The sequence below is a fragment of the Paenibacillus nanchangensis genome, assembly GCF_046543445.1.
Lineage (GTDB): Bacteria > Bacillota > Bacilli > Paenibacillales > Paenibacillaceae > Paenibacillus_AQ > Paenibacillus_AQ nanchangensis.
The window spans coordinates 87,648-113,312 of sequence record NZ_JBHOFD010000010.1; the positions used below are offsets into that span (position 1 = coordinate 87,648).

Genomic DNA, 25,665 nt, shown 5'->3' on the forward strand with positions numbered 1-25,665 from the left:
GTGCCGGCGGTTTTGTTTACCCTCCTGGAGAAACAGACCGTTTTGACGGCATGGCTGTCTTCCGCTACAATCATAGAGTATTTGTTTCGGGTATCATCATTCGGCATTACATAAGCTAAGGCGAAAAGACAGGAGGCTATCTGGCGATGCAAGCAGTGACGGAACCGCTGCGGGACGGACCCGCGCTTACCCGTGATTTGGTGAAGGGAGAGCCGGCGGCACAGCAATGGTTCGGCGGAGACTTCCGCGATTCCGGCAGCCGCCGCAACCGGGCGGAATGGCTGGACCAAACAGAAGATCAAAGAGCGTCGCGGCAGGAGCTGGCCTTGGTACTGCGCGCTTACAATAGCAAACATAACGCCCGCCCTGAAGTGATGGCGGCGATCGAACGGCTGGAGCAGCCGGGAACGCTGGCGGTGGCGGGAGGCCAGCAAAGCGGGCTGTTTACCGGCCCGCTTTTGGTGATTTACAAGGCGGCCACCCTCATTATGGCGGCCCGCGAAGCGGCGGCCGAGCTGGGGCGGGCAGTCGTCCCCGTCTTCTGGATTGCCGGCGAGGACCATGATTGGGACGAAGTGAATCATACGTATGTCCTTGGCCGCTCCAATGAAATCGCGAAAATCAAGATTGAAGCGGCCGGCGCCGGCCGGGCGCCGGTCAGCCAGGTTCCCGTCGGGGCGGAGCATTGGGAAGAAGCGATTGGCCAGCTGGATGAGCTGCTGCAGCCAAGCGACTTCAAAGAAGAGCTGATGCAGACGGTAAGGGCATCGATCGAAAGTGCGGAAACGATGACGGACAGCTTTGCAAAGCTGATCGGGGCGCTGTTCGGCCGCTACGGGCTGATTTTGCTGGACTCGGCCGATCCCGCTTTGCGCGGGCTGGAGCAGCCGTTTTTCCGCCAGTTCATTCAGAGAAACGATGAATATGAGCAGGCGTATCATGAAGCGGCCGCCGGAATCCGGGAAGCGGGTTATACCCTTCAGGCCGAGGTAGCGGATGGCGGAGCGAATCTGTTTTATGTGCATGATGGAAGCAGGCTGCTGCTGCATAAGCAGGATGGCCGTTTTTTGGACCGGAAGGGAATCGTCAGCTTCACCGAAGCTGAGCTGCTGGCGGAGCTGGACGCTCATCCCGAGCGGTTCAGCAACAATGTGCTGAGCCGTCCGCTTATGCAGGATTACGTCCTGCCTGTTCTGGCAACAGTGCTTGGACCCGGGGAAATCGCGTATTGGGCGATCACATCCCGCGCTTTTGGAGTGGCGGGGCTGCAGATGCCTTTGATCGCTCCGCGGATGTCCTATACAATGGTGGAAGGTACACTGCAGAAGCACATGGATAAATATGGGCTAACGTTTGCGGATGTACGTGAGCGGATGGCGGAGAAACGGGCCGATTGGCTGAAAGCGCAGGATGAACTGCAGCTGGACCGCCAGTTTGAAGAGGTAAAAGCGGCATTTTTGGCGCTGTATGAGCCGCTGATCGGCAAAATCGGCACGGTTCAGCCGGGGCTGGTTAAGCTGGGGGGCAGTAACCGCGATAAAATTGTTGACCAGATTAATTTCCTGGCCGGCAAAACCGCCGAAGCGGCGGCCAAACAGCACGAAGCCGCGCTGCGGCAGTGGGAACGGATTGAGCATGGGCTGTATCCGCTCGGCAAGCCGCAGGAGCGGGTGTACAACGTGCTATTTTATTTAAACCGTTACGGGTTCGAGTGGATTGACCAGCTGCTGGAGCTGGAACCGGACTTCAGCGGTACCCATCGGATTCTGCATATGTAATTCAATGAACCTAAAGGAGGCAGATCAATGAGTTCATTATCGAAAGAAAACAGCATTATCGCCGATATCTCGCTTGCAGCGGAAGGCCGCCTGAAGATCGACTGGGCTTCGAGCCATATGCCGGTGCTGAACCGGATTCGCAAGCAGTTTGAAGCGGAGCAGCCGTTCAAAGGGCTGAAGGTATCGATTACGCTCCATCTGGAAGCCAAAACCGCTTACCTCGCCAAAGTCGTGCAGGCCGGCGGAGCGGAAGTAACGATTACCGGCTCCAACCCGCTGTCGACCCAAGACGATGTCTGTGCGGCGCTTGTCGAAGACGGTATTACTGTGTTTGCCAAATACAACCCGAGTCCCGAGGAATTTAAAGCTCTCAACATTAAGGCGCTCGAATCCAAGCCGGATCTTATTATTGACGACGGCGGCGATTTTGCGACCTTGCTGCATTCGGAGCGTCCCGACCTGATGGAGAATCTGCGCGGGGGAGCCGAAGAGACAACAACCGGCATTATCCGCCTTAAAGCGCTGGAGAAGCAGGGAGTGCTGAAGTTCCCGATGGTGGCGGTAAACGATGCGTACTGCAAGCATTTGTTCGACAACCGCTACGGCACAGGCCAGTCCGCCTGGGACGGCATTATCCGCACAACCAACCTGATGGTTGCCGGCAAAACCGTGGTTGTCGTCGGCTACGGTTGGTGCGGCAAAGGGGTTGCCATGCGGGCGAAAGGCCTGGGCGCCAACGTCATCGTAACCGAAGTGGATGCGATCAAAGCGGTTGAAGCGCATATGGACGGCTTCCATGTGATGCCGATGCTGGAAGCAGCCAAGCTGGGCGACTTCTTCGTGACCGTAACCGGCAACCGGTATGTGATCCGCGGACCGCATTACGATGTGATGAAGGACGGCGCGATTATGTGCAATGCGGGACATTTTGACGTAGAAGTGAACAAGCCGGAATTGTCCGAGCGGGCGGTGAGCAAGCGGACGGTGCGTAAAAACATCGAAGAATATGAGATGCGCGACGGACGCAAGCTGTATCTGCTGGCGGAAGGCCGGCTGGTCAATCTCGGCGCCGCGGACGGCCATCCGGCGGAAATTATGGACATGACGTTTGCGCTGCAGGCGTTGTCGCTAAAATATGTTAACGACCGTTACCAGGAAATCGGCGTCAAAGTCGAAAACGTGCCGTACGAGCTGGATGAGCAGGTCGCCCGCTACAAGCTGGAGAGCATGGGGCTTGGCATTGACACGCTGACTCCCGAGCAAATTGCTTACCTCGACAGCTGGAATTTGGCTTAAGCGGATTACACATATCGCCCTCGCAGAAAGCTAATTTCTGTGAGGGTTAAAAGAAGCTGTTTTCAAGGCGGATCCTTTGGCCCGTAAAGAGCCTAAGCCTGATCCTATACCTTGTGAAGCAGCTTCTTTTTTTGAACAGGAAAAAAATTCCTGAACGGTAAAAAAGGTTTTTGATTTTTAATAGCGAATCTATTATGCTTAGGTGGTGGAAAGTGGGGTAAAGTGGGGATTAAGGGGTTAGGAGTGGGCTGCCGATGTTCATGGGAGAATTCCAGCATGCGATTGACGATAAAGGCCGCATCATTATCCCGGCCAAATTTCGCGAGCTGCTTGGCGCTTCCTTTGTGGCAACCCGTGGCCTTGATTCCTGCGTGTTCGTTTACCCCATGGACGAATGGAAAGTCATGGAACAGAAGCTGAAAAGTCTGCCGCTCATGAAGTCGGACGCCCGCGCGTTCTCCCGGTTTTTTTTCTCGGGGGCAGCGGAATGCGTTTGGGACAAACAGGGAAGGGTAAATTTGCCGGCCAATTTGCGCCAGTATGCCAAGCTGGAGAAAGACTGTGTCATTCTTGGGGTATCGAACCGGGTGGAGATCTGGAACAAGGACCTATGGGAGCAGTATTTCGGACAATCGGAGGATTCGTTTAACGAAATCGCCGAGAAGCTGGTTGACTTCAACTTCGATTTATAAACACGACATCATTAATGTGACCGGTCTGGAGGGCTGCGGCTTTGTTTCATCACATCACGGTGCTAAAAAAAGAAGCGACAGAAGGGCTGCGCATCAGGCCGGACGGCATCTACGTTGACTGTACGCTTGGTGGGGCGGGGCACAGCTCCCTGATCGCCTCCCAGCTGGGTTCCGGCGGCAGGCTGATCGCCCTGGATCAGGACGATTGGGCGCTGAACAACGCCAAGGCGAAACTTGCGCCTTACGGCGACCGGGTGACCCTGGTCAAAACCAACTTTAGAGATTTAGAACAGGTGCTGGCCGGAATGGAAGGCGTACCGCAGACAGACGGGGTTCCGCAAGTCGACGGGATTTTGTTCGATCTCGGCGTATCCTCCCCCCAATTCGATGAAGGCGAGCGCGGCTTCAGCTACAATCACGACGCGCCGCTCGATATGCGGATGGATCAGGATGCAGCGCTTACCGCGCATGAGATCATCAACGAATGGCCGGAGCAGGAGATTGCCAGAGTGCTGTTCCAGTACGGGGAAGAGAAATTTTCCCGCAGAATTGCCCGGGTCATCGCGGAACGGCGCAGCAAGCAGCCCATTGAAACGACGGGCGAACTGGCTGAACTGGTAAAAGAGGGCATCCCGGCGGCCGCGCGCCGCACTGGCGGCCATCCGGCCAAACGGAGTTTTCAGGGACTGCGCATCGCGGTTAACGATGAGCTTGGCGCACTGGAGGAAGCCATGCACAGCGCGGTCCGCTGCCTGGCGCCCGGCGGCAGAGTATCCGTCATTACGTTTCATTCCCTGGAAGACCGGATCTGCAAGCAGATACTGAACGGATATGTTGGACGCTGTACTTGTCCGCCTGATTTTCCGGTTTGTGTCTGCGGCGGTGAAGGCATCATCAAGCTTGTCAACCGTAAGCCTATCGTCCCGTCGGAAGAAGAGCTTGAAGCGAATCCCCGGGCGCGTTCGGCGAAGCTGCGCGTAGCGGAGAAATTGGACAACCCACGTAAATGAGGACAAAAGGAGAGTCGCACATGGCGTATACCCGCGGAAATCTGGCTGTACAGCAGCAACAAAACGAAAAAACAAACCCGCGATACCGCGAGAAGACCAAGGTCGTTACCCGCCGTCTGGCGCTGCCCATGCAGGAGAAGCTGCTGTATTTGGTGACGCTTGCCGTATTTATTGCGGTCTCGGCCGTGCTGATCGGGCGCTATGCCCACATTTACGATCTGAACGCGCAAGCACAGGCACTGGACAAGAACACGGCGAAGTACAAAAAGGAAATTTCGACTTTGCAGATGCAGAAGCAGACGCTGGAACAAAAGGTTGTTGAAATTGCCCAAAGCTGGGGCTGGCAGGTGCCCGACGAAGGCAAGACGATTCACGTTCCCCGGACGGAAACAAAATCCGCTGGCAACTGAACCGGCGTATCATCGGAATTTTATTTATAAAGGGTTGTGAGAATTGCCTATGATGAAAAGAATAAAACTTCGCACACTGCTCATAGGGGGATTTATCTCCCTCTTTTTTCTTGTTCTGGTCGGACGAATGTTTTTTATTCAGATTGTGCAGGGGGAATATTGGCAGAAACAGGCTGCGGAGCTGTGGTCCCACACCTCGATCATCAAGGCGGAACGGGGTGAAATTGTTGACCGCAACGGCATTGTACTGGCCAGCGATGTCCCCACTTCCACGGTGGTCGTCATGCCGGATGTCATTCATGAGCACGGGCTTACCGACGAGGTAATCGACGGCCTGCATACCATCCTTGGCAAAGACAAGGAATCGCTGCGGAAGATTGTAGAGTACAAGGACAAGGAGACCGGCAAGTATGCGAAGAACCGTGAGGTCCGCAACGAGGGCTGGAAAATCGACGAGGAGCTGGCCCAGAAGGTCCGGGATTTCCGGGAAGAACTGAAAGACAAACATGGCGTCCAGGAGCCTGGCGTCGATCTCGTCCGCGAGCAGAAAAGGTATTATCCGAAAGACGAGCTTGCCGCTCATATCCTTGGTTATACTGACCGGGACGGCAAGGCGGTGGCGGGGCTGGAGGCCTATTACGACAAGCAGCTGAAGGGCTCGGACGGGTCCCTGAATTACAAAAGTGACGGGAAAGGCACCAAGCTTCCTGATGCCGAAGAGACCTTTAAGCCGGTTGTCAATGGAAGTAAATTCAGGCTGACAATCGATAGTACAATCCAGTATTATATCGAGAATGCGATGAAAGAGGCTTTTGCCAAATACCAGCCGAAAAGCATGACGGTCATCGCCGCCGATCCGAAAACGATGGACATTTTGGGTATGGCCAACCTGCCGACGTTTAACCCCAACGAATTTTGGAAAACCACGGACTACGGGAACTTCTATAATCACGCCATCAAATCTATTTACGAGCCCGGTTCCACTTTCAAAATCGTTACGCTGGCGGGAACGGTACAGGAGAAGCTATTTAACCCGAATGCGTTTTTTAAATCAGGGTCAATCCGGATCAAAGGCTCATCCCGGGTACTGCGCGACATTAACCACAGCGGCTGGGGCGAAATCTCTTACCTTGAAGGCGTAAAACGTTCGAGTAACGTTGCGTTCGTCAAGCTTGGTTTTGAAATGCTGGGCAAAGAAAAGCTGGTCGACTATATCACGAACTTTGGCTTCAAGGAAAAGACGGGTATCGATCTTCCAGGCGAAGTCAGCGGGCGGATAACGCCGCAGTATGATGTGGAGTACGCGACCCTGGCGTACGGGCACGGCAAGGTGCAGGTTACACCGATCGAGCAGCTTGCGGCGGTAGCGGCGATCGCCAACGGCGGGAAGCTGATGAAACCCCATTTGGTTAAAGAAATTACCAATCCAAACACGGGTGATAAAACGCTGATTCAGCCAGAAGTGGTGCGCGAGGTAATTTCCGAGTCCGCAGCAAGAGAAACGGGCAGCTACCTGGAAGCAGTCGTATCCGACCAGGAGAAGGGCACGGGACGTCATGCCTATATTGAAGGCTACCGGGTTGCGGGCAAGACGGGGACGGCAATTAAATACAGCCAGTCGCTTCGCGACTACGACCGTTCCAAGGTGCTTGCCTCGTTTATCGGTTATGCGCCGGTCAATGATCCGAAGATTGCCATGATCGTTATTATCGACGAGCCGAAGGACTCGGACGGCGGCGGCAAGGCGGCTGCGCCGGTCTTCCAGAAGATCGTCAGCCAGGCGCTGCCGTATATGGGCGTCCCCAAGGTGACGGAAACCAAAGGCAAAGACAAGGCTTCGGACCCCGCAGCGGGTACGGCCGCCACGGCAGCCCTCCGCTCCGCGCCGGACCTTACCGGCAAAAGCGTGGAAGCGGCGCGCGAGCAGCTGCTGAAAGACGGCTACGATTTTGAAGCCGTCGGTACAGGGGCGGACGTGGTCAGCCAATATCCTGCGGCGGGAACAAAGCTTGCCCCCGGGCAGCGGATCTTCCTGCTGAGCGAACAAAGCGACAAGATGAAGCTGCCCGATCTGAAGGGCGAATCGCTGCGGGATGCGCTGGAAATTTTGTCGCTGATGAAAATCGGGATCCGGATTGAAGGCGAAGGGTATGTCGAGAGTCAAACCGAAGACACCAAGGACGGACAGAGAACGGTCACCCTGAAGCTGAAGCCGGTTAATTCCTACGGCGAGCAGATTCCCGTGACTCCGGATCCGGAGGAAGGCGAAGAGGAAGCGGAGGTCCCGCCGGGCTAACAGGCCCTGGCGGGACCTCCGCGCCGGACAAACGGTTCTAACCCCGGGTTGTCCCGAATAGTCATGAATCAAACAATTCATGGCCTCTCGGGGCGAAAGCGGGGGACGGAAGTGAAAGGATCTAGAGTGGTGACCAGACGCCGGATGCTCTGGAGTCTGGTTGGTTTGGCCGTGCTGTTCGCGTCGCTTGCGGTCCGGCTCGGCTACGTGCAGCTCTCGAAAAATAAGGAGCTGTCCGCCAGGGCCGAAGATTCATGGAGGCGCAACATTCCTTTTACGGCCAAACGCGGCGAAATTGTGGACAGGGAGGGGATCTCCCTGGCTTATAACATCAGTTCGCCGACAGTGCTGGCCATACCGGTGCAGGTGAAGGAGAAGGAAAAGACGGCCGAAGCGCTTGCGCCGCTGCTTGGAATGAGCCGCGAGAAGCTGACGGCCCTGCTGTCCAAACGGGAATCCACAGTGAAGCTTCAGCCCGGCGGCCGCAAAATTACGATGGAGCTTGCCGCGAAAATCCGTAATTTGCAGCTTCCGGGCATCGTTGTGGCTGAGGACAACAAACGTTATTATCCTTATGGCGGCCTGGCCGCCCATATTCTTGGCTTCACCGGCATCGACAATCAAGGGATTACAGGCGTGGAGCTGAAGTATGACAAGCTGCTAAGCGGACTAAACGGCAATATCTCGTATCTCTCGGACGCGGGGGGACGGTTGATGCCCGGCTCGTCGGAGAAGTACGCCGAACCGGAAGACGGACTGACTATGATGTTGACCATCGATAAGCAGATCCAGTCGATTATGGAACGCGAGCTGGATCAGGCGATGGTCAAATATCAGGCGAAGGGCGCCTGGTCCATCGCCATGAACCCGAAAAACGGCGAAATTCTGGCGATGGCCAGCCGGCCCGGATACGAACCCGGTAATTACAAAGCCTACAATTCGGAAGTATATAACCGGAACCTGCCGATCTGGATGACCTACGAGCCGGGGTCCACGTTTAAGATTATTACGCTGGCCGCGGCGCTGGAGGAAGGCAAGGTGGACCTGAACCGGGAGCGGTTTTTTGACCCGGGGTATGTCGAAGTGGGCGGAGCGAGGCTGCGCTGCTGGAAAAAAGGCGGCCACGGCAGCCAAACCTTCCTGCAGGTGGTGGAGAACTCCTGCAACCCGGGGTTTGTGGCGCTGGGCCAGCGGCTGGGCAAAGATTCGCTGTTCCAGTATATCCGGAACTTCGGTTTTGGCAGCAAAACCGGCATTGATCTCGGCGGCGAAGAAAACGGCATCCTGTTTAAGCCGTCGCGGGTAGGTCCGGTCGAGCTGGCGACCACTTCCTTCGGGCAGGGGGTATCGGTTACCCCCATCCAGCAGATTGCCGCGGTGTCTGCTGCGATAAACGGGGGCAAGCTGTACCGGCCGCATGTGACCAAAGCCTGGATCAACCCCGAAACCGGCGAAACCGTGTCCGAGACGGACAACAAACCGGTCCGGCAGGTCATTTCCGCCGAAACTTCGGCCAAGGTGCGCAGCGCGCTGGAGAGCGTGGTCGCCAAAGGCACGGGCCGGCCGGCGTTTATCGACGGCTACCGGGTCGGCGGCAAGACCGGTACGGCCCAAAAGGTCATTAACGGACGCTACTCGCCGACCGAGCATATAGTTTCATTTATCGGCTTTGCGCCGGCGGACGATCCGCAAGTGGTCGTGTACACCGCTGTGGACAATCCGAAGGGCATCCAGTTTGGCGGCGTGGTAGCCGCACCGATTGTGCAAAACATTCTGGAAGACGCGCTGCACGTGCTGAAAGTGCCGCCGCGGACCGACCAGATTCCGAAGGAATACAAATATGGGGAAACGCCTCTTGTTACCGTGCCGAACCTGGTGGGTGCGACGGTACAGGACCTTTATGAGGAACTTAACATGAATTTCAACCTGGCCCGTTCGGGCACCGGCAATACCGTGATCAGCCAGGCGCCCAAACCCGGCGCAAGGGTAGAGCGGGGTTCCACGATCCGGATTTATATGGGCTCGCCCGGTTCATAATGGTAGCATGAGGAAATGAAAACGCAGAGTGAGGGATAGTGATGAAGCTTAACGAATTATCTTCCTGTCTGGCAGCCGCCCGTCTGATCGGAGACGGCTCCGTGGAAGTAGCCGACCTGCAGATCGACTCCCGCAAAGTGAAGCCCGGCGACTTGTTTATCTGTCTGCCGGGACATACGGTCGATGGACATGATTACGCGCCGCAGGCGGAAGCGGCGGGAGCTGTTGCGCTGGTAACCGAGCGGCCGCTTGAAACCGGCCTGCCGCAGATCGTCGTCGACGACTGCCGGTTTGCGATGGCCGTGCTGGCCAATGTCTTTTTCGGCTCGCCGAGCGGACGGATGAAAGTAATCGGTGTTACGGGGACCAACGGCAAAACGACAACCACCTCCCTGATCGAACAAATTATGCTCGACCATGGCATCAAGACCGGTCTGATCGGAACGATCCAGATGCGCTACGGCGGACAAAGCTATCCGACGTCCGGGACAACGCCGGAAGCGCTGGAGCTGCAGCGCCATCTGCACAATATGGCTTCCCAGGGCGTAGCCTGCTGTGTGATGGAAGTTTCCTCGCATGCGCTTGTGCAGGGACGGGTCAAAGGGACGGATTACCGGACAGCGGTATTCACCAACCTGACGCAGGACCATCTGGATTATCACCATTCGATGGAGGAATACCGGGCAGCAAAAGGGCTGTTTTTCTCCCGTTTGGGCAATGCCATTTCTCCTTGGAAGGAAGAGCGGAAATACGCTGTTCTTAACGCGGATGATGAAGCCTCCGGTTACTTTGCAGCCCAGACGGCGGCCGAGGTAATTACATACGGTATAGATAGACCTGCCAACGTGAGAGCCTCGCAGATTTCGATTACCGCCAAAGGCACCTCGTTCCATGTGGAGTCCTTTGCGGGCGCCGCGGATATCAAGCTGCGGATGGTCGGCAAGTTCAATGTATACAACGCGCTGGCCGCCATCACAGCCGCGCTGCTGGAAAATATCCCTTTGGAGCAGATCAAGGCCAGCCTTGAAGCGGTGCCGGGTGTCGACGGACGTGTCGAGCCGGTGGACGAAGGCCAGCCCTACGCGGTCATCGTCGATTATGCCCATACGCCGGACGGACTGGAGAACGTGCTGCGCACCGTGCGTGAATTTGCGGAAGGCCGGGTGCTGACCGTATTTGGCTGCGGTGGGGACCGCGACCGGACCAAACGGCCGATTATGGGCCAAATCGCAGCCCGTTACAGCGACCATGTGCTGGTAACCTCGGATAATCCGCGCACGGAAGATCCGCAGCTCATCCTTCAGGATATCGAAGCCGGCCTGCGTGAAGACGGGGTGTCTTCGGACCGGTATGAGCTGATTGTGGACCGGAAGGAAGCGATCGGAAAGGCTATTGATATGGCAAGCTCCGGCGATGTAGTATTGATTGCGGGGAAAGGTCATGAGACCTACCAGCTGATTCAGGGCGCCGTGCTGGATTTTGATGACAGGCTGGTTGCCAAAGAATGGATAAGGGGCCGGAGACATTGATAAAAAGAACACTCGCACAGCTTGCCTCCATGTGCGGCGGAGAACTGAGCCGTCCGGAGGATGACAATATAACGGTTGCGGGAGTCGTTACCGACTCCCGCAAGCTTGTCCCGGGCAGCTTGTTTGTGCCGTTGGTTGGCGACAAGTATGACGGGCACGGCTATGCCGCCGCCGCGCTGGAAGCGGGCGCAGCAGCAACGCTCTGGCAGCGAGGCCGCGGTCAAGCGCCGGACGGAGCGGTTATCCTCGTCGAGGATACGCTGGCCGCGCTGCAGGCGCTGGCTTCCGCATATCTCGCGGAAACCGGCTGCCGCGTCGTTGGCATTACGGGCAGCAACGGAAAAACCACAACCAAGGACATGGTCACTGCACTGCTGGAGACCCGTTTCCGCGTACATAAGACGTCCGGCAATTTCAACAATCATATCGGACTGCCCCTGACGGTGCTGTCGATGCCGGAGGATACGGAAATCGCGGTGCTGGAGATGGGCATGAGCGGCCGGGGCGAAATCGCGGTGCTGACCAACATCGCCCGCCCGGATGCGGCGGTGATCACAAACGTGGGCGAAGCGCATCTGCTGCAGCTTGGTTCACGGGAAGAGATCGCCCGTGCGAAGCTGGAGATTGTCCTTGGACTCCGTCCGGGCGGCCTGTTCGTCTACCATGGCGACGAGCCGCTGCTGGCGGCCGCTCTTCAGGAACCGGAGTTCGCTGCTGCGGGGGATGCTGTTCCTTACCGTTTTGGCCTGTCCCAAGACAACGACAACTACCCTACAGGCATTATGAACCACGGGCAAAGCGTGACCTTCACCACCTTCAAGTATGGCGAACGCGCCTTTACGCTTCCGCTGCCGGGTCTGCACAATGTCGTCAACGCGCTTGCGGCCATGGCGGTGGCCGGGCATTTCGGCGTCACGCCAGAAGAAATGGCCGCCGGCTTGGAGAAGCTCAAGCTGACGGGCATGCGGATTGAAGTCATCACCGCACCGTCCGGGCTGACCGTGCTGAACGACGCCTATAATGCGAGTCCGCTTTCGATGAAAGCCGCGATTGATGTGCTGCAGGGCATGAAATGCAGCGGCCGCCGGATCGCCGTGTTGGGGGACATGCTGGAACTGGGACCGGACGAAGCCAGATTCCACGCTGAAATCGGCGAATACCTCGACCCGGACCGTGTGGACCGCCTGTTCACATACGGACCGCTGTCCCGGCATACAGCCGAAGCCGCCGCTGCCGTGTTTGGAACGGACCGGGTGCACGCGTTTGAGGACAAAGCTGAGCTGATCGGCGAGCTGGCGAAGCTAGCGGGACAACGCGACATCGTGCTGTTCAAGGCGTCCCGCGGGATGAAACTGGAAGAAGCGGCGGCCGCGCTGCTGGCCTCCGCACAGCGGAGCTGATCATACTTTTGGAGGGGGTGAACCCATGGATTATCAACTGCTACTACTGACTATCGCCGTATCCTTTATCCTTGCGGTCATTGCCGCTCCGCTCTTTATTCCGCTGCTGCGGCGAATGAAATTCGGACAGCAGGTCAGAGACGACGGGCCGCAGAGCCATTTGAAAAAAGCGGGCACGCCGACGATGGGCGGCATCATTATCATAGTTGCGTTTACGCTGGCCTTTCTGAAATTTTCCGTCGTCAACACCGACTTTTACGTACTGCTTGTCGCCGCGCTCGGTTACGGGCTGATCGGTTTCCTGGACGACTACATCAAAATCGTCTTTAAACGGTCGCTGGGACTGACGCCGAGACAAAAGCTGCTGGGCCAGCTTGTTGTAGGCGCCGCGATGTGCGCGCTGCTGATCTCCGCAGGCCACAGTACGGCCATTGCCGTACCGGGCACAGACATCAGCTTCGACTGGACCGGCTGGTTTTACTACCCGTTTATCGTGGTGATGATGATGGCGATCACGAACGCTGTTAACTTTACGGACGGCGTGGACGGCCTGCTGTCAGGCACGTCCGCCATCGCACTGGCAGCCTACGCGGTTGTCGCGATGCAGGCGACCTCGATTGCAGCGGGCGTATGCGCGGCGGCCATGATCGGCGCGGTGCTCGGCTTCCTGGTGTTTAACGCGCACCCTGCCAAGGTGTTTATGGGCGACACCGGTTCGCTTGGAATCGGCGGCGCAATTGGCGCGATTGCCATCGTCACCAAAAGCGAGCTGCTGTTCCTCGTAATCGGCGGCGTGTTTGTTGTCGAAATGCTGTCGGTTGTCATTCAGGTGACATCGTTCAAGACGCGCGGCAAACGGATTTTCAAAATGAGCCCGATTCACCATCACTTTGAGCTTAGCGGATGGTCGGAGTGGCGGGTTGTCACGACATTTTGGGCCGTAGGCCTGGTGCTCGCCGGTCTGGGACTTTATATCAGCAAGGGGTTGTAAACCATGAAACATCCGGATGAATACAGCGGCAAGGAAGTTGTCGTTCTTGGACTGGCCAAGAGCGGCGTGCAGGCGGCGAAGGTGCTGCATGAACGCGGAGCAATCGTTACAGTCAATGACAAAAAAGATAGAGAACAGTGTCCCGAAGCCTCCGAGCTGGAGTCTTTGGGAATTTCTGTTCTATGCGGCGGACACCCCGAAGGGCTGATCCATGCCGGTGTGGCGCTGGTCGTAAAGAATCCCGGCATTCCGTACAGTGCGCCGCCGGTAGCCCGGGCGCTGGAGCTGGGGATTGAAGTGGTGACCGAAGTGGAAATCGCCTCCCGCATCTGCGCGGCCCCCATCATCGGCATCACCGGCTCGAACGGCAAAACAACGACGACGACCTGGGTGGGCGAAATGCTGCGGGCGGCCGGACTCCGGCCGATTGTGGCCGGCAACATCGGCACCCCGCTGTGCGAAGCCGCCCAGGAAGCCGACGCCGGCAACTGGATGGTGGCCGAGCTGAGCAGCTTCCAGCTGAAAGGGACGCAGGAATTCCGGCCGCGGATCGGCGCGCTGCTGAATATTGCCGAAACGCATCTGGATTATCACGGCGGCATGGAGGATTACGTCGGCTCCAAAGCCAAGCTGTTCGCGAATCAAGGCGAAGGCGACACGGCCGTCCTCAATTGGGACGACCCGTTCTGCCGCAGCCTCGTTCCGTATATGCGTGGCCGGATTCTGCCGTTTTCGATGACCGAGGAGCTGGAGGAAGGCGTTTTTGCCAGCCCAAGCTATCTGCCGGATACGGAGGACCAGGTTGAGCGTTCAATCGTCTACCGCGATGCGGACGGGAACCGGCATACCCTTGTCCGGATCGGCGACATTGCGCTTCCGGGCCAGTTCAACGTCGGAAACGCGCTGGCGGCGTGCGCCATTTCCATTGCTGCCGGCGCGGCTCCGGACAAGCTGGAAGCGCCGCTGCGGTCGTTCCGCGGTGTGGAGCACCGGCTGGAGTATGTTGCCGACAAAGACGGCGCGGCCTACTACAACAACTCGAAGGCGACCAACTCCAAAGCAACGGCTATGGCGCTTGTCTCCTTCCGCCAGCCGATCGTGCTGATCTGCGGCGGCCTGGACCGCGGCTCCGACTATATGGAGCTGCTGCCGGTGCTGGAAGGCCGGGTCAAGGCGGTTGTGGCGCTGGGACAGACCCGCGGGAAGCTGGCGGGTGTGGCGAAGCTGGCCGGTGTAGAACGCATCGTTTCGGTCGATGCTGGGGAGAGCGCCGCCGATGTGCTGCGGCAGGCCGTAAGGGAAGCGCACCGTCTCGCGGACACGGGAGACGTGGTGCTGCTGTCTCCGGCCTGCGCGAGCTGGGATATGTTCGCTTCCTATGAGGAGCGCGGGCGTATTTTTAAAGAGGCGGTGCATAACCTGTAAGTAGGGGGGCGGATAAGCCCCTACTACGCAAGCAAGAGGTGTGCTCCCATGAACAAATCCCGGCCCGCACCCGATATCTGGCTGCTGATTCCGATTCTGTGTCTGCTGACGATCGGCATGATCATGGTTTACAGCGCCGGCTCGGTCCTTGGCTTCCGCAATTACGGCGATCCGTTTTATTTTGTCAAAAGACAGCTGCTGTTCGCCGGCCTCGGCCTTGTGGCAATGTATGTGACGGCAAATACGGATTACCGGGTGTGGCGCAAAATGGCGCGGCCCGCGCTGATTGTCTGCTTCATTCTGCTGGTGATCGTGCTGATCCCGGGAATCGGGGTTGTGCGCGGCGGCGCGCGCAGCTGGCTTGGCATCAGCTCCTTCGGCATTCAGCCGTCCGAATTCATGAAGCTTGGGATGATTCTGTTTCTGGCGAACTGGCTGGGACGGGATGATTACGACATTTCAGGGTTTATGAAAGGGCTGATGCCGCCGCTGGCGCTGATCGGCAGTGCGTTTGGCCTGATTATGCTGCAGCCCGATTTGGGGACAGGCACGGTGATGCTTGGCGCCACTTTGATGATGGTGTTTACGGCTGGCGCACGGCTGAAGCATCTGGCGCTGCTCGGGCTTACCGGGGTCGCCGGTTTTGCCGGACTGATTGCGGCCGCGCCTTACCGGCTGAAGCGTATCACCGCTTTCCTTGATCCCTGGTCTGATCCGCTTGGAGCGGGCTACCAGATCATCCAGTCGCTGTACGCCATCGGCCCCGGCGGCCTCGGCGGGCTTGGACTTGGCATGAGCCGGCAAAAATACAGCTATGTGCCGGAGCCGCAGACGGATTTTATTTTTTCGATTCTGGCGGAGGAGCTGGGCTTCATCGGAGGGATCACGGTGCTTGCGCTGTTTATGGTTCTGGTGTGGCGCGGCATGCGCGTGGCAATGGGGATGCCCGACCGTTTCGGCGGGTACCTTGCCGTCGGGATTGTCTCGATGGTTGCCGTTCAGGTGGTCATCAACATCGGCGTGGTCATCGGACTGATGCCGGTCACCGGCATTACGCTGCCGCTGATCAGCTACGGAGGTTCTTCGCTGACGCTGATGCTGACCGCGCTCGGCATTTTACTGAATTTATCCCGTTATGCGAGGTGAGCGCTATGCGCATCGTATTATCCGGCGGCGGAACGGGCGGACATATTTACCCGGCCGTCGCCGTTGCAAGGCAGATGGAGGCCGAGGAACCGGGCTCCGCTTTTCTGTATATCGGAGGGACCCGGGGGCTGGAGAGCAAACTGGTGCCCCAGGAGAACCTTCCTTTTGAAGCGATCGACATTACGGGGTTCCGCCGCAAGCTGTCGATGGAGAATGTGCGGACTGTCATGCGGTTTCTGCGCGGAGTCAAAGAATCCAAAAAGCTGCTGAAAGAGTTCAAGCCGGATGCGGTCATCGGGACCGGCGGATATGTCTGCGGTCCGGTTGTTTACGCCGCCGCCAAGCTCGGCATTCCCTGCATGATCCACGAGCAGAATGCGATTCCGGGACTGACGAACAAATTTTTGAGCCGGTACGCCGATACGGTGGCCGTCAGCTTTGAAGGGACCGAAAGCGCGTTTCCTTCAGGAAAAAAGGTCATCTACACAGGCAATCCGCGGGCGACGACGGTGGCGGCGGCTAATCCCGAACGGGGTTTCGCCAGTCTCGGCATTCCTTCCGGCAGCACGGTTGTGCTTGTAGTGGGCGGCAGCCGCGGAGCGAAGGCAATAAACGAAGCGATGATTGACATGGCCCCGCTTGCGGGTAAGGGTAAAGGGGTTCATTACGTTTATGTTACGGGCGAACCCTATTACGAGGAGACGCGAAAAAGACTGCGCGAAAAGCTCGGCGGGCTGCCAAACTGGCTGCATGTGCTCCCTTATGTGCACAACATGCCGGAGGTGCTTGCCGCTACCTCGCTGATCGTCAACCGGGCCGGCGCTTCGTTTCTCGCCGAAATTACGGCGCTTGGCATTCCATCCGTGCTGATTCCTTCGCCAAATGTGACCAACAACCATCAGGAAGCGAACGCCCGCCAGCTTGAGCGGGAAGGCGCCGCTTCGGTGATTCTTGAGCGCGAGCTGACGGGGCAGAAGCTGCATGAGGCGGTCCGCGCCGTGATCGGAGACGAAGCGGTCCGTATGCGGATGTCCGCGGCGGCCCGCCGGCTGGGCAAACGCGATGCGGCATCCCTGATCACCGAAGAACTGCGGGCGCTTGCCCGGCGCAAATAACGGCATGTGGCGCACATTTGGCCGCCTCCGGGGCCTCCAGTCACCACCTAAGGTCATGTTACATAGGATATCCTATAATCGTGACAATCACCCAGACACTTTTGCACAGCAGTCAGCGGCGTATCCGGGCCCCCTTTAGACCGTTTTTTAAAGGCTGCTCTTGACGCTCTGCCTCCATGTTTTGCCGCTTTGTTCCGCTGCGGCGGCAGTGCGGATATGGGGGAGAGCAGAGCAGGCGGCCTAAGAACCGGACGGCAAGCGGATCGCGGCCGTAAGGAACGCGGCAGCCGGTCCGGCGGCTGTATCCGCAGGCAGGATAGCGCGGAGCAGGACTATGGCGTAACAGACAATGCCGGCTTGCTTAGCCGGTCGGCCGCTTTGCCGGGGGCGGGGCCTTCTAGCCCTCCCGGCTGACGTCTTCGCTTGCCGGCTGACCAGCACCAGCATGACGGTTACTGCTTGCTGGCTGACCAGCATGAGGGTCTCTGCTTCTGGCAGGCATGACGATCCCCGCTTGCTGGCAGGCATGACGGTCTTCGCTTGCCGGCTGACCGGCATGACGGTCTTTGCCTGCTTGTTGGCCGCATGACGGTCCCTGCTTGCCTGGCTGGCAAGCTTGATTGGCCTGCTGTACGGTCCGGCCGCATGCAGCCGTCTAACGCGGCCAGCCGGAAGCTCCTTGCAAGCTGGCTGCAAAAGTGTTTGTGGTGGGTGAGCGGTGAACTCGGAGGTGATACATTGGACAAATTGGTGATTGAGGGCGGATTTCCCCTGTCAGGCACCATTCGTATCCATGGAGCGAAAAATGCCGCGCTGCCGATTATGGCGGCGAGCCTGCTGGCCGAAGGCGTTCACTCACTGCACAATGTGCCGAAGCTGCTGGATATCGAGACAATGCTCGGCATCCTGAACCGGCTGGGCTGCGGCACCAGACATGAAGGCGGAACGGTGACGATCGACACGGCGCCCGCCCATACGGCGCATGTTCCGGAAGATTTGATGTCCCAGATGAGATCGTCGATCTTTCTGATGGGCCCGCTCCTCGCCCGGTTTGGCGAAGTGACGATCTATCAGCCCGGCGGCTGTGCGATCGGCGAACGCAAAATCGACCTGCACTTAAGGGGGCTGCAGGCGCTTGGAGCGAGCATTGAGGAACGCAGCGGGCAGATCGTCTGCCGGGCCGCCCGGCTGAAAGGGACCGAGATCCATCTGGACTATCCCAGCGTGGGCGCAACGGAAAATATCATGATGGCCGCCGCCACCGCGGAAGGCACAACTACGATTTCCGGGGCGGCCAGAGAACCCGAAATCCAGGACCTCCAGCAGTTTCTGAACGCCATGGGCGCTGACATCATCGGAGCGGGGACCGATACGATCACGATCCGGGGAGTCACAAGACTTACGCCCTGCACGCACGAAATCATTCCCGACCGGATTGTGGCGGGCACGGTGATGATTGCTGCCGCCGCGACGCGCGGCAATGTAACTTTGACCGGGACCAACGCGGCGCATCTGACCTCCCTGATTCATGTGCTCAAGCGCGCCGGTGTTCAAATCGCAGTCTGCAATGATATAATTAATATCAGCTGTATGGGCAGGCCCCGCGCGGTGGAACGCGTGGTGACCTCTCCTTATCCCTCCTTCCCGACGGATTTGCAGTCACAGGTCATGGTGCTGCTGGCGCTGGCCGACGGCTTCAGCGTCATCAAGGAAACAGTATTCGAGGGACGCTTCAAGCATGTGGAGGAAATGAACCGCATGGGAGCGGAAATTTCAACCGATCTGAACCGGGCATTTATCCGCGGGGTACAGCGGCTGTATGGAGCCACGGTCGAAGCGACGGATCTCCGCGCGGGAGCCGCGCTTGTCATCGCCGGGCTGGCCGCCCAGGGCACAACCATCGTGGAACAGGCTCATCATATCGACCGGGGATACGACCGGATCGAGCAGCTGTTTCAGAAGCTGGGCGGGCGGATCAGCCGCAAGGTACCGGTGCCCGGACCGCTGGACTTGGCCAATTAATATGACCTGTCTCCTCCCGCGTGCGGACCCGGCAGTGGGGGAGACGGGATACAATACGGAGAAATCGAACATGTCAACTACCCGACTTCCCGTCCTGAAAGAGGACAAGCCCAAAAGAAAACCGAGCCGCAAGCTCACGCTGCTGCTTCTGCTGCTGTTTATCGCGCTGCTTGCCGTGATTTTTTTCCGTTCGTCCGTGAGCCGGATTACGGATATTCACTTCCAAGGAAACAAGTTTACGACGGAAGCCGAACTCCTGCAGCAGAGCGGAATCCGCATAGGCGGACAATTTTTTGCCGTGTCGGAGGAGGAGGTGGCGGAAGAGCTGAAGAAGCTGAGCACCGTCAAGGATGCGGTCGTCAAGACCAAATTTCCGGGAGATGTCACCATCACGGTCGAAGAGTTTCCGGCTGTCGCTTATGAATTGGACGGGCAGGGAAGCTTAAAGGCGATTCTCTCCAGCGGCGCCTCCGTTCCTGTGGATGAAGCGGGGATTGCGGTGGAGAAGCCGATTCTTACCGGCTGGGACAGCTCTGCAAGCTTCAAAGCCAAGCTGTGCAAGGTGCTTGGCGAGATACCCAATGAGCTGACCAGCGACATTTCGGAGATCGTGCCGTCGCCGACGCTGTCTTTTCCCGACCGGATTAAGCTGTACACCCGTTCCCGGTTTGAGGTCATCACCTCAATTTCGCTGCTGGGGGACAAGGTGGAATATTTAAATCAGGTCATCGAGACTGAACAGCCGGGATTAATCAAGATGCTTGAGGCTGATTCTTATGTGCCGTTTTATGTGGAGGCACCTGACGAAGAAGGCCAGACTGAGGATGCAGATCCTGCACAAGAGTAAAAAGTCCCTACTAATGGGGAGTAAAAAATGCTACAATCGGTTTTATGGGCTGTAACGCTTGTCTCCCTCTTTTTTCTCCGGATTTTTTAGCGGATAGGCATAACCTTCCAGCCAAAAAATTTGTAGAAAAAAGAGGGAAAGGTCAGGGCGCGTTGAATATGTAGAAGAGCTATTTTACGCCCGCCAATTTCTTTATCATTCATTTTTTTATTCGGGAGGTGCCATAGGGCTTGAGCAACAATGACATCATTGTTAGTTTGGACATCGGTACATCCAAAGTTCGGGCAATCATCGGAGAAGTAACCAATGGAACCTTAAATATTATCGGAGTCGGCTCAGCCGATTCAGAGGGTATACGCAAAGGCGCAATCGTTGATATCGACCAGACGGTGCAGTCCATTAAAAATGCGGTGGACCATGCGGAGCAGATGGTCGGCATTCAGATATCCGAGGTGTATGTCGGCATATCCGGCAACCATATCGGTCTCCAGTCCAGCCATGGCGTTGTGGCCGTGCAGAACGAAGACCGGGAGATCGGGGAAGACGACATTGAACGCGTGCTGAAGGCCGCGGAAGTGATCGCCCTCCCCCCGGAACGCGAGATCATTGACGTTGTCGCCAAGCAATATATCGTTGACGGACTCGAAGGCATTCAGGATCCCCGGGGAATGATCGGCGTACGGCTGGAAGCGGATGCGACGATTATCACCGGTGCCAAGACCCCCATACATAACCTGCTGCGCTGTGTGGAGAAATCCGGACTGAAAGTCAAGGATCTTGTGCTGATGTCGCTTGGAGCCGGCGGTCTGGCCCTTTCCAAGGACGAGAAGACCATGGGCTCCGTACTGGTGGATGTCGGTGCGGGTTCAACAACGATAGCCGTATACGAAGAGGGTTCCCTGGTCGCTACCTCCACGATCCCGATCGGCGGAGAGTTTGTGACAAGCGACATTGCCTACGGTCTGCGGACGTTGACCGATCAGGCTGAGAAGGTGAAGCTGAAGTACGGCTGCGCCTGGATCGACGACGCCGCGGCGGACGTCGTATTCAAAGTCGTCCGAATCGGCAGCAATGTCGAGAAAGAGTTCAACCAGGAGGACCTGGCAGCAATTATCGAGCCGCGTGTGCAGGAGATTTTCCAACTGATCCGCCAGGAAGTGAAACGGCTTGGTTATACGGAGCTCCCCGGGGGTTATATACTTACGGGCGGCACTGTGTCCATGCCGGGTGTTCTCAAGGCGGCCCAATCGGAGCTTGCCGCATCGGTGCGCATTGCCGTGCCGGATTACATTGGCGTGCGCGATCCCGGGTTCACCGGAGGTGTCGGTATTCTTCACCATGTGGTCCGCAGCTTCAGAGGCCGGAGTATTCCTGCCGGCGCTAACAAGAAGACGGCGGCCCGCAACAAGCCGGCAACCGCAGCGCCGAAGCCGGAACCGGCGGAACGCAAGCAGGGAATCATGGACAAGCTCAAGAATATTTTCAGCGATTTCATATAAGCGTAAGTCCAAATAAACTCGGACCGGCCATCCAGGCACTAATCGAGGGGGAGATGGAACAATATGTTGGAATTTGATTTCGAAATGGAGAGCTTGGCCCAGATTAAGGTCATCGGCGTAGGGGGCGGCGGAAGCAACGCGGTCAACCGGATGATCGAGAACGGTGTGCAGGGCGTGGAATTCATCACGGTTAATACAGACGCCCAGGCGCTGCACATGGCCAAGTCCGAGCATAAATTGCAAATCGGGGACAAGCTGACCCGGGGGCTGGGAGCCGGAGCGAATCCGGAGGTCGGCAAAAAAGCCGCTGAAGAATCCCGCGATTTGATCTCGAATACGCTGAAAGGCGCGGATATGGTGTTCGTTACCGCGGGCATGGGCGGAGGCACCGGAACGGGAGCCGCGCCGGTTATCGCTGAAATCGCGCGAGAATGCGGAGCGTTGACAGTAGGTGTCGTCACCCGTCCGTTTACCTTTGAAGGCCGTAAGCGGTCGAACCAGGCGGAGCTTGGAATCGAAGCCCTTAAGGAAAAAGTCGATACGCTGATCGTTATTCCTAACGACCGGCTGCTCGAAATTGTAGACAAGAAGACCCCGATGCTGGAAGCGTTCCGCGAAGCGGACAACGTGCTCCGGCAGGCCGTTCAGGGCATTTCCGATCTGATCGCCGTACCGGGCCTGATTAACCTTGACTTCGCTGACGTGAAGACCATTATGACCGAACGCGGATCGGCCCTGATGGGCATCGGGATCGCCAACGGCGAGAACCGGGCAGCGGAAGCGGCCCGCAAAGCGATTATGTCGCCGCTCCTGGAGACATCGATTGAAGGCGCGCGCGGGGTAATCATGAACATCACCGGCGGCATCAATCTCTCGCTCTATGAAGTCAACGAAGCCGCCGAAATTGTAACCTCCGCTTCCGATCCGGAAGTGAACATGATCTTCGGCGCAATCATCGACGAGAACATGAAAGACGATATCAAAGTAACGGTAATCGCCACGGGTTTTGAGCACAAAGCTCCGCCTGTCGTACCTGGACGCCGTCCTGCCACGCCTCAAAGCGAGCCGGCACAAGACAAGAATGCGAACCTGCGTCCATTCGGGAATAACACAAGTCCCGACCAGCTTGATATTCCGACTTTCCTGCGCAACCGCACCCGCGGTACGCACAACAATGACTGATTTCTATCATTCTCTAGACACAGCATCCGCAACACCGCGCTCCCGCTCCGGCAGGAACGCGGTGTTTTTTGTCTGACCACCAAACATAATCTCCCGAAATTTCCCGCAAAGCACCCGAACCCGTTAGAGGGAAGGGGATCGCTTTGCGGTTTTTTTTGCATCCGGACAGACTACTGCAGGCTGCTTTTTTTCTCGACAAAAAAAGTCCGTCTCTGCACCCATGATTAGACAGACATTGAGTCTCGTACTTCCTATACTAAGCATATCGTCCAAAAAATAGAGCGCAGCCGTCTTATGGCGGCCGGCTCAAGCGCAGTTGGGCAGGTGTATGCATTGACCGTGTATCTCGATTTGATGTTTGCCGCCAATCTGCTGATCGACGGGGCGCTCCTGTGGCTGACCGGCTGGATGATCCGGCATAAGCTCAGGCTGCGCAGGCTGCTGCTTGGCGCACTGGCGGGCGCGTCGTATGTGCTGATGATGTTTGTGCCCGAGCTGTCGTTCCTGTATATGTTCCTGGTGAAATTTGCGCTGTCCCTGGTCATGCTGCTGATTACCTTTGGCTATCCGGGACTGCAGGGCTTCACCCGGGCTGTGGGAGCGTTTTATGTTATCAATTTTGCGGCAGCAGGCGGGATTTTGGGGCTGCATTATCTGCTGCAAAGCTCGGGCGATATCTGGAACGGCCTGCTGTTTACCTCTTCCGGCGGCATCGCCCACCGGCTGAAGATCGGCTTCTGGTTTGTGCTCGCCGCGCTGGCGGTTGTATTGGCCGGATTCAAGGCCGTGTATGCTTCGCGGATACGGCGCGACCGGCTGATGTCGTACATCGGGACGGTGGAAGTGGAAATTGCAGGGGTTACCGTTACCTGCCAAGGGCTGCTCGACACGGGCAACCGGCTGAGCGACCCTCTGACCCGCACTCCCGTGATGGTGATGGAGGCGGAGCTCTGGGAGGATCATCTGCCGGCTGCCTGGAAAGGCCGGCTCTCGAAAGACGGAGCGGACCGCCTGCTGCTGGAAACGGACGGGCCCGCGTTTGCCTGGCAGGACAGGGTGCGGCTGGTCCCTTACCGGGGCATCAACCGCGCGTCCGCTTTTATGCTGGCGCTGAAGCCCGATAAGGTGACGGTAACGATGGGCGAAGCAGTGTACCGAAGCGAACGGGCGTTGATCGGGCTGGACGGCGGCACGCTGTCCGGCGAAGGGGCATACCGCGCCGTCATTCATCCGGACTTGGCGCGGACAGGGGAAGGGGCATAAACCGGCCGCTTGCCTACGAGGGGCGTGGACTGCCGGACCGCCCACTTCTTGGAGGAGGAACGTAACATGCTGAATTGGAGAATGAGACTGCAGCTGCAATACTACCGGGTGCTGTTTCTGCTTGGGCTGAAAAGCCAGGAGATTTACTATATCGGAGGCAGCGAGGCGCTGCCGCCGCCGCTAACGCGGGAGGAGGAGGATTTTCTTCTGCAGCGGTTGCCAAGCGGCGATGCGGCCGTCCGGGCCATGCTGATTGAGCGCAACCTGCGGCTGGTCGTCTACATCGCACGGAAATTTGAGAACACCGGCATCAATATTGAGGACCTGGTATCGATTGGAGCGATTGGCTTGATTAAGGCGGTCAACACCTTTGACCCCGAAAAAAAAATCAAGCTCGCCACCTATGCCTCTCGCTGTATCGAAAATGAAATATTGATGTACCTCCGCCGCAACAACAAAACGCGCAGCGAAGTCTCGTTCGATGAGCCGCTGAATATCGACTGGGACGGCAATGAGCTGCTGCTGTCGGACGTGCTGGGCACCGAAAATGATACGATTTACCGGAACATCGAAGAACAGGTGGACCGCAAGCTGCTGCAAAAAGCGCTGGAGAAGCTGACCGAGCGGGAACGCCTGATTATGGAGCTGCGCTTCGGCCTTAGAGGCGGCGAGGAAAAGACGCAAAAGGATGTGGCCGACCTGCTCGGCATCTCCCAATCCTATATCTCGCGATTGGAGAAGCGGATTATCAAACGCCTGCGCAAGGAGTTCAACAAGATGGTTTGAGGACGCTCAGCAAGGAATAAAATGGACCGCCGGGGAGATAATGTACATTAATGTTTCTCCTTGGGAGGTTAATCATCATGACCCGAAATAAAGTCGAGATTTGCGGGGTGGACACCGCCAAATTGCCCGTTCTGACGAACGTGGAGATGCGGGAGCTGTTCACGTCGCTGCAGCAGCAGGGCGAGCGGTCCGCCAGAGAGAAATTGGTTAATGGAAACCTGAGACTGGTCCTGAGCGTCATCCAGCGGTTCAACAACCGCGGCGAGCTTGTGGACGACTTGTTCCAGGTCGGCTGTATCGGGCTGATGAAGGCCATCGATAACTTTGATTTATCGCAAAACGTCAAATTTTCCACGTATGCGGTGCCGATGATTATCGGCGAAATCCGCAGGTATCTACGGGACAACAACCCGATCCGGGTGTCGCGTTCGCTGCGGGACATCGCCTACAAGGCGCTGCAGGTTCGGGACAACCTGACGAACCAAAACTCGAGGGAGCCCACCATCTTCGAAATTTCCGAAGCGCTGGGCGTGCCGAAAGAGGATGTCGTGTTCGCGCTGGATGCGATACAGGACCCGGTATCACTCTTTGAGCCGATCTATCATGACGGCGGCGATCCCATTTATGTGATGGACCAGATCAGCGACGACAAAAACAAAGATGTATCCTGGATCGAAGAAATTGCGCTTCGCGAAGCGATGCAGCGGCTCGGCCAGCGGGAAAAACGGATATTGTCCATGCGTTTTTTTGAAGGGAAAACCCAAATGGAGGTAGCGGAGGAAATCGGCATCTCCCAAGCACAGGTGTCACGGCTGGAGAAGTCGGCGATTCAGCAAATGCAAAAGCATGTAAAAACCTAAAAGCGAATGCTCTTCCCGCCCGCTGCGGGCTAACCGGAGCATTCGGCAGGAATCCCGAGGCTGTCCCGTTTGCGCGCCGCA

General features: G+C 57.4%; 21 protein-coding genes. 20 read left to right on the forward strand and 1 reads right to left on the reverse strand.

All coding sequences use genetic code 11. From position 1 onward, the window contains the following. Nucleotides 1–146: 146 nt before the first annotated feature. From bshC to murG, 13 genes are all read left to right on the forward strand, one after another. Entirely contained in the window at nucleotides 147–1,778 is a 1,632-nt protein-coding gene (gene bshC / locus ACE6ED_RS09620; RefSeq protein ID WP_410826897.1) for a bacillithiol biosynthesis cysteine-adding enzyme BshC, read from the forward strand. A gap of 27 nt (nucleotides 1,779–1,805) precedes the next feature. Beyond that, nucleotides 1,806–3,074 (forward strand): adenosylhomocysteinase, encoded by a 1,269-nt coding sequence (locus tag ACE6ED_RS09625; protein WP_410826898.1) that lies wholly within the window; start codon nucleotides 1,806–1,808, stop codon nucleotides 3,072–3,074. A 254-nt stretch (nucleotides 3,075–3,328) separates the two neighbouring features. Continuing rightward, the gene (mraZ, locus tag ACE6ED_RS09630; protein ID WP_410826899.1) at nucleotides 3,329–3,766 is read left to right on the forward strand and encodes a division/cell wall cluster transcriptional repressor MraZ; all 438 of its coding nucleotides are present in this window, start codon (nucleotides 3,329–3,331) and stop codon (nucleotides 3,764–3,766) included. Nucleotides 3,767–3,807: 41 nt separating this feature from the next. Then, the gene (gene rsmH, locus ACE6ED_RS09635; protein ID WP_410826900.1) at nucleotides 3,808–4,776 is read left to right on the forward strand and encodes a 16S rRNA (cytosine(1402)-N(4))-methyltransferase RsmH; all 969 of its coding nucleotides are present in this window, start codon (nucleotides 3,808–3,810) and stop codon (nucleotides 4,774–4,776) included. 20 nt (nucleotides 4,777–4,796) lie between these two features. Further along, entirely contained in the window at nucleotides 4,797–5,186 is a 390-nt protein-coding gene (locus ACE6ED_RS09640; protein WP_410826901.1) for a hypothetical protein, read from the forward strand. 49 nt (nucleotides 5,187–5,235) lie between these two features. Continuing rightward, a complete protein-coding gene (locus ACE6ED_RS09645) occupies nucleotides 5,236–7,482 on the forward strand; it encodes a penicillin-binding transpeptidase domain-containing protein (RefSeq protein ID WP_410826902.1) in 2,247 nt (748 codons plus the stop codon). 111 nt (nucleotides 7,483–7,593) lie between these two features. Continuing rightward, the gene (locus tag ACE6ED_RS09650; RefSeq protein ID WP_410826903.1) at nucleotides 7,594–9,519 is read left to right on the forward strand and encodes a stage V sporulation protein D; all 1,926 of its coding nucleotides are present in this window, start codon (nucleotides 7,594–7,596) and stop codon (nucleotides 9,517–9,519) included. 41 nt (nucleotides 9,520–9,560) lie between these two features. After that, nucleotides 9,561–11,048 (forward strand): UDP-N-acetylmuramoyl-L-alanyl-D-glutamate--2,6-diaminopimelate ligase, encoded by a 1,488-nt coding sequence (locus tag ACE6ED_RS09655; protein WP_410826904.1) that lies wholly within the window; start codon nucleotides 9,561–9,563, stop codon nucleotides 11,046–11,048. Next, a complete protein-coding gene (locus tag ACE6ED_RS09660; protein ID WP_410826905.1) occupies nucleotides 11,045–12,448 on the forward strand; it encodes a UDP-N-acetylmuramoyl-tripeptide--D-alanyl-D-alanine ligase in 1,404 nt (467 codons plus the stop codon). Before ACE6ED_RS09655 ends, ACE6ED_RS09660 begins: the two co-directional genes overlap by 4 nt. A 25-nt stretch (nucleotides 12,449–12,473) precedes the next feature. Beyond that, nucleotides 12,474–13,439: a phospho-N-acetylmuramoyl-pentapeptide-transferase gene (gene mraY, locus ACE6ED_RS09665; RefSeq protein ID WP_410826906.1), complete on the forward strand. Its 966-nt coding sequence runs from the start codon at nucleotides 12,474–12,476 to the stop codon at nucleotides 13,437–13,439. Between the two features lie 3 nt (nucleotides 13,440–13,442). Next, nucleotides 13,443–14,864, forward strand: coding sequence for a UDP-N-acetylmuramoyl-L-alanine--D-glutamate ligase (gene murD, locus ACE6ED_RS09670; protein ID WP_410826907.1), 1,422 nt, complete (start codon nucleotides 13,443–13,445; stop codon nucleotides 14,862–14,864). A gap of 48 nt (nucleotides 14,865–14,912) precedes the next feature. Further along, the gene (gene spoVE, locus ACE6ED_RS09675; RefSeq protein WP_410826908.1) at nucleotides 14,913–16,010 is read left to right on the forward strand and encodes a stage V sporulation protein E; all 1,098 of its coding nucleotides are present in this window, start codon (nucleotides 14,913–14,915) and stop codon (nucleotides 16,008–16,010) included. Nucleotides 16,011–16,015: 5 nt separating this feature from the next. Beyond that, nucleotides 16,016–17,125, forward strand: coding sequence for an undecaprenyldiphospho-muramoylpentapeptide beta-N-acetylglucosaminyltransferase (gene murG, locus ACE6ED_RS09680; RefSeq protein ID WP_410826909.1), 1,110 nt, complete (start codon nucleotides 16,016–16,018; stop codon nucleotides 17,123–17,125). A gap of 240 nt (nucleotides 17,126–17,365) precedes the next feature. Here murG and ACE6ED_RS09685 read toward each other — a convergent pair whose 3' ends face one another. Continuing rightward, nucleotides 17,366–17,683: a hypothetical protein gene (locus ACE6ED_RS09685; RefSeq protein WP_410826910.1), complete on the reverse strand. Its 318-nt coding sequence runs from the start codon at nucleotides 17,681–17,683 to the stop codon at nucleotides 17,366–17,368. Nucleotides 17,684–17,863: 180 nt separating this feature from the next. On the opposite strand from ACE6ED_RS09685, the gene murA reads away from it, so the two are divergent. The 7 genes from murA to sigG all read left to right on the forward strand — a co-directional run bounded on the left by murA (nucleotide 17,864) and on the right by sigG (nucleotide 25,584). Next, nucleotides 17,864–19,147 carry a UDP-N-acetylglucosamine 1-carboxyvinyltransferase gene (gene murA / locus ACE6ED_RS09690; RefSeq protein WP_410826911.1) on the forward strand — a complete coding sequence of 428 codons (1,284 nt, stop codon included), beginning with the start codon at nucleotides 17,864–17,866 and terminating at the stop codon, nucleotides 19,145–19,147. Between the two features lie 70 nt (nucleotides 19,148–19,217). Beyond that, nucleotides 19,218–19,994 (forward strand): cell division protein FtsQ/DivIB, encoded by a 777-nt coding sequence (locus tag ACE6ED_RS09695; protein ID WP_410826912.1) that lies wholly within the window; start codon nucleotides 19,218–19,220, stop codon nucleotides 19,992–19,994. Between the two features lie 230 nt (nucleotides 19,995–20,224). Next, nucleotides 20,225–21,493, forward strand: coding sequence for a cell division protein FtsA (gene ftsA, locus ACE6ED_RS09700; RefSeq protein WP_410826913.1), 1,269 nt, complete (start codon nucleotides 20,225–20,227; stop codon nucleotides 21,491–21,493). A gap of 63 nt (nucleotides 21,494–21,556) precedes the next feature. Next, nucleotides 21,557–22,675, forward strand: a complete 1,119-nt coding sequence (gene ftsZ / locus ACE6ED_RS09705) for a cell division protein FtsZ (RefSeq protein ID WP_410826914.1) — start codon at nucleotides 21,557–21,559, stop codon at nucleotides 22,673–22,675. Nucleotides 22,676–22,969: 294 nt separating this feature from the next. After that, nucleotides 22,970–23,938, forward strand: coding sequence for a sigma-E processing peptidase SpoIIGA (gene spoIIGA / locus ACE6ED_RS09710; RefSeq protein WP_410826915.1), 969 nt, complete (start codon nucleotides 22,970–22,972; stop codon nucleotides 23,936–23,938). A gap of 66 nt (nucleotides 23,939–24,004) precedes the next feature. Next, nucleotides 24,005–24,724, forward strand: coding sequence for an RNA polymerase sporulation sigma factor SigE (gene sigE, locus ACE6ED_RS09715; protein ID WP_410826916.1), 720 nt, complete (start codon nucleotides 24,005–24,007; stop codon nucleotides 24,722–24,724). A gap of 77 nt (nucleotides 24,725–24,801) precedes the next feature. Continuing rightward, nucleotides 24,802–25,584: an RNA polymerase sporulation sigma factor SigG gene (gene sigG / locus ACE6ED_RS09720; RefSeq protein WP_410826917.1), complete on the forward strand. Its 783-nt coding sequence runs from the start codon at nucleotides 24,802–24,804 to the stop codon at nucleotides 25,582–25,584. Nucleotides 25,585–25,665 lie beyond the last annotated feature (81 nt).

Coding starts and splice junctions, on each gene's coding strand:
- bshC (WP_410826897.1), top strand. CDS start 147: ATGCAAGCAGTGACGGAACCGCTGCGGGACGGACCCGCGCTTACCCGT.
- ACE6ED_RS09625 (WP_410826898.1), top strand. CDS start 1,806: ATGAGTTCATTATCGAAAGAAAACAGCATTATCGCCGATATCTCGCTT.
- mraZ (WP_410826899.1), top strand. CDS start 3,329: ATGTTCATGGGAGAATTCCAGCATGCGATTGACGATAAAGGCCGCATC.
- ACE6ED_RS09640 (WP_410826901.1), top strand. CDS start 4,797: ATGGCGTATACCCGCGGAAATCTGGCTGTACAGCAGCAACAAAACGAA.
- ACE6ED_RS09645 (WP_410826902.1), top strand. CDS start 5,236: ATGATGAAAAGAATAAAACTTCGCACACTGCTCATAGGGGGATTTATC.
- ACE6ED_RS09655 (WP_410826904.1), top strand. CDS start 9,561: ATGAAGCTTAACGAATTATCTTCCTGTCTGGCAGCCGCCCGTCTGATC.
- mraY (WP_410826906.1), top strand. CDS start 12,474: ATGGATTATCAACTGCTACTACTGACTATCGCCGTATCCTTTATCCTT.
- murD (WP_410826907.1), top strand. CDS start 13,443: ATGAAACATCCGGATGAATACAGCGGCAAGGAAGTTGTCGTTCTTGGA.
- spoVE (WP_410826908.1), top strand. CDS start 14,913: ATGAACAAATCCCGGCCCGCACCCGATATCTGGCTGCTGATTCCGATT.
- murG (WP_410826909.1), top strand. CDS start 16,016: ATGCGCATCGTATTATCCGGCGGCGGAACGGGCGGACATATTTACCCG.
- ACE6ED_RS09685 (WP_410826910.1), bottom strand. CDS start 17,683: ATGCCGGTCAGCCGGCAAGCGAAGACCGTCATGCCTGCCAGCAAGCGG.
- ACE6ED_RS09695 (WP_410826912.1), top strand. CDS start 19,218: ATGTCAACTACCCGACTTCCCGTCCTGAAAGAGGACAAGCCCAAAAGA.
- ftsZ (WP_410826914.1), top strand. CDS start 21,557: ATGTTGGAATTTGATTTCGAAATGGAGAGCTTGGCCCAGATTAAGGTC.
- spoIIGA (WP_410826915.1), top strand. CDS start 22,970: ATGGCGGCCGGCTCAAGCGCAGTTGGGCAGGTGTATGCATTGACCGTG.
- sigE (WP_410826916.1), top strand. CDS start 24,005: ATGCTGAATTGGAGAATGAGACTGCAGCTGCAATACTACCGGGTGCTG.
- sigG (WP_410826917.1), top strand. CDS start 24,802: ATGACCCGAAATAAAGTCGAGATTTGCGGGGTGGACACCGCCAAATTG.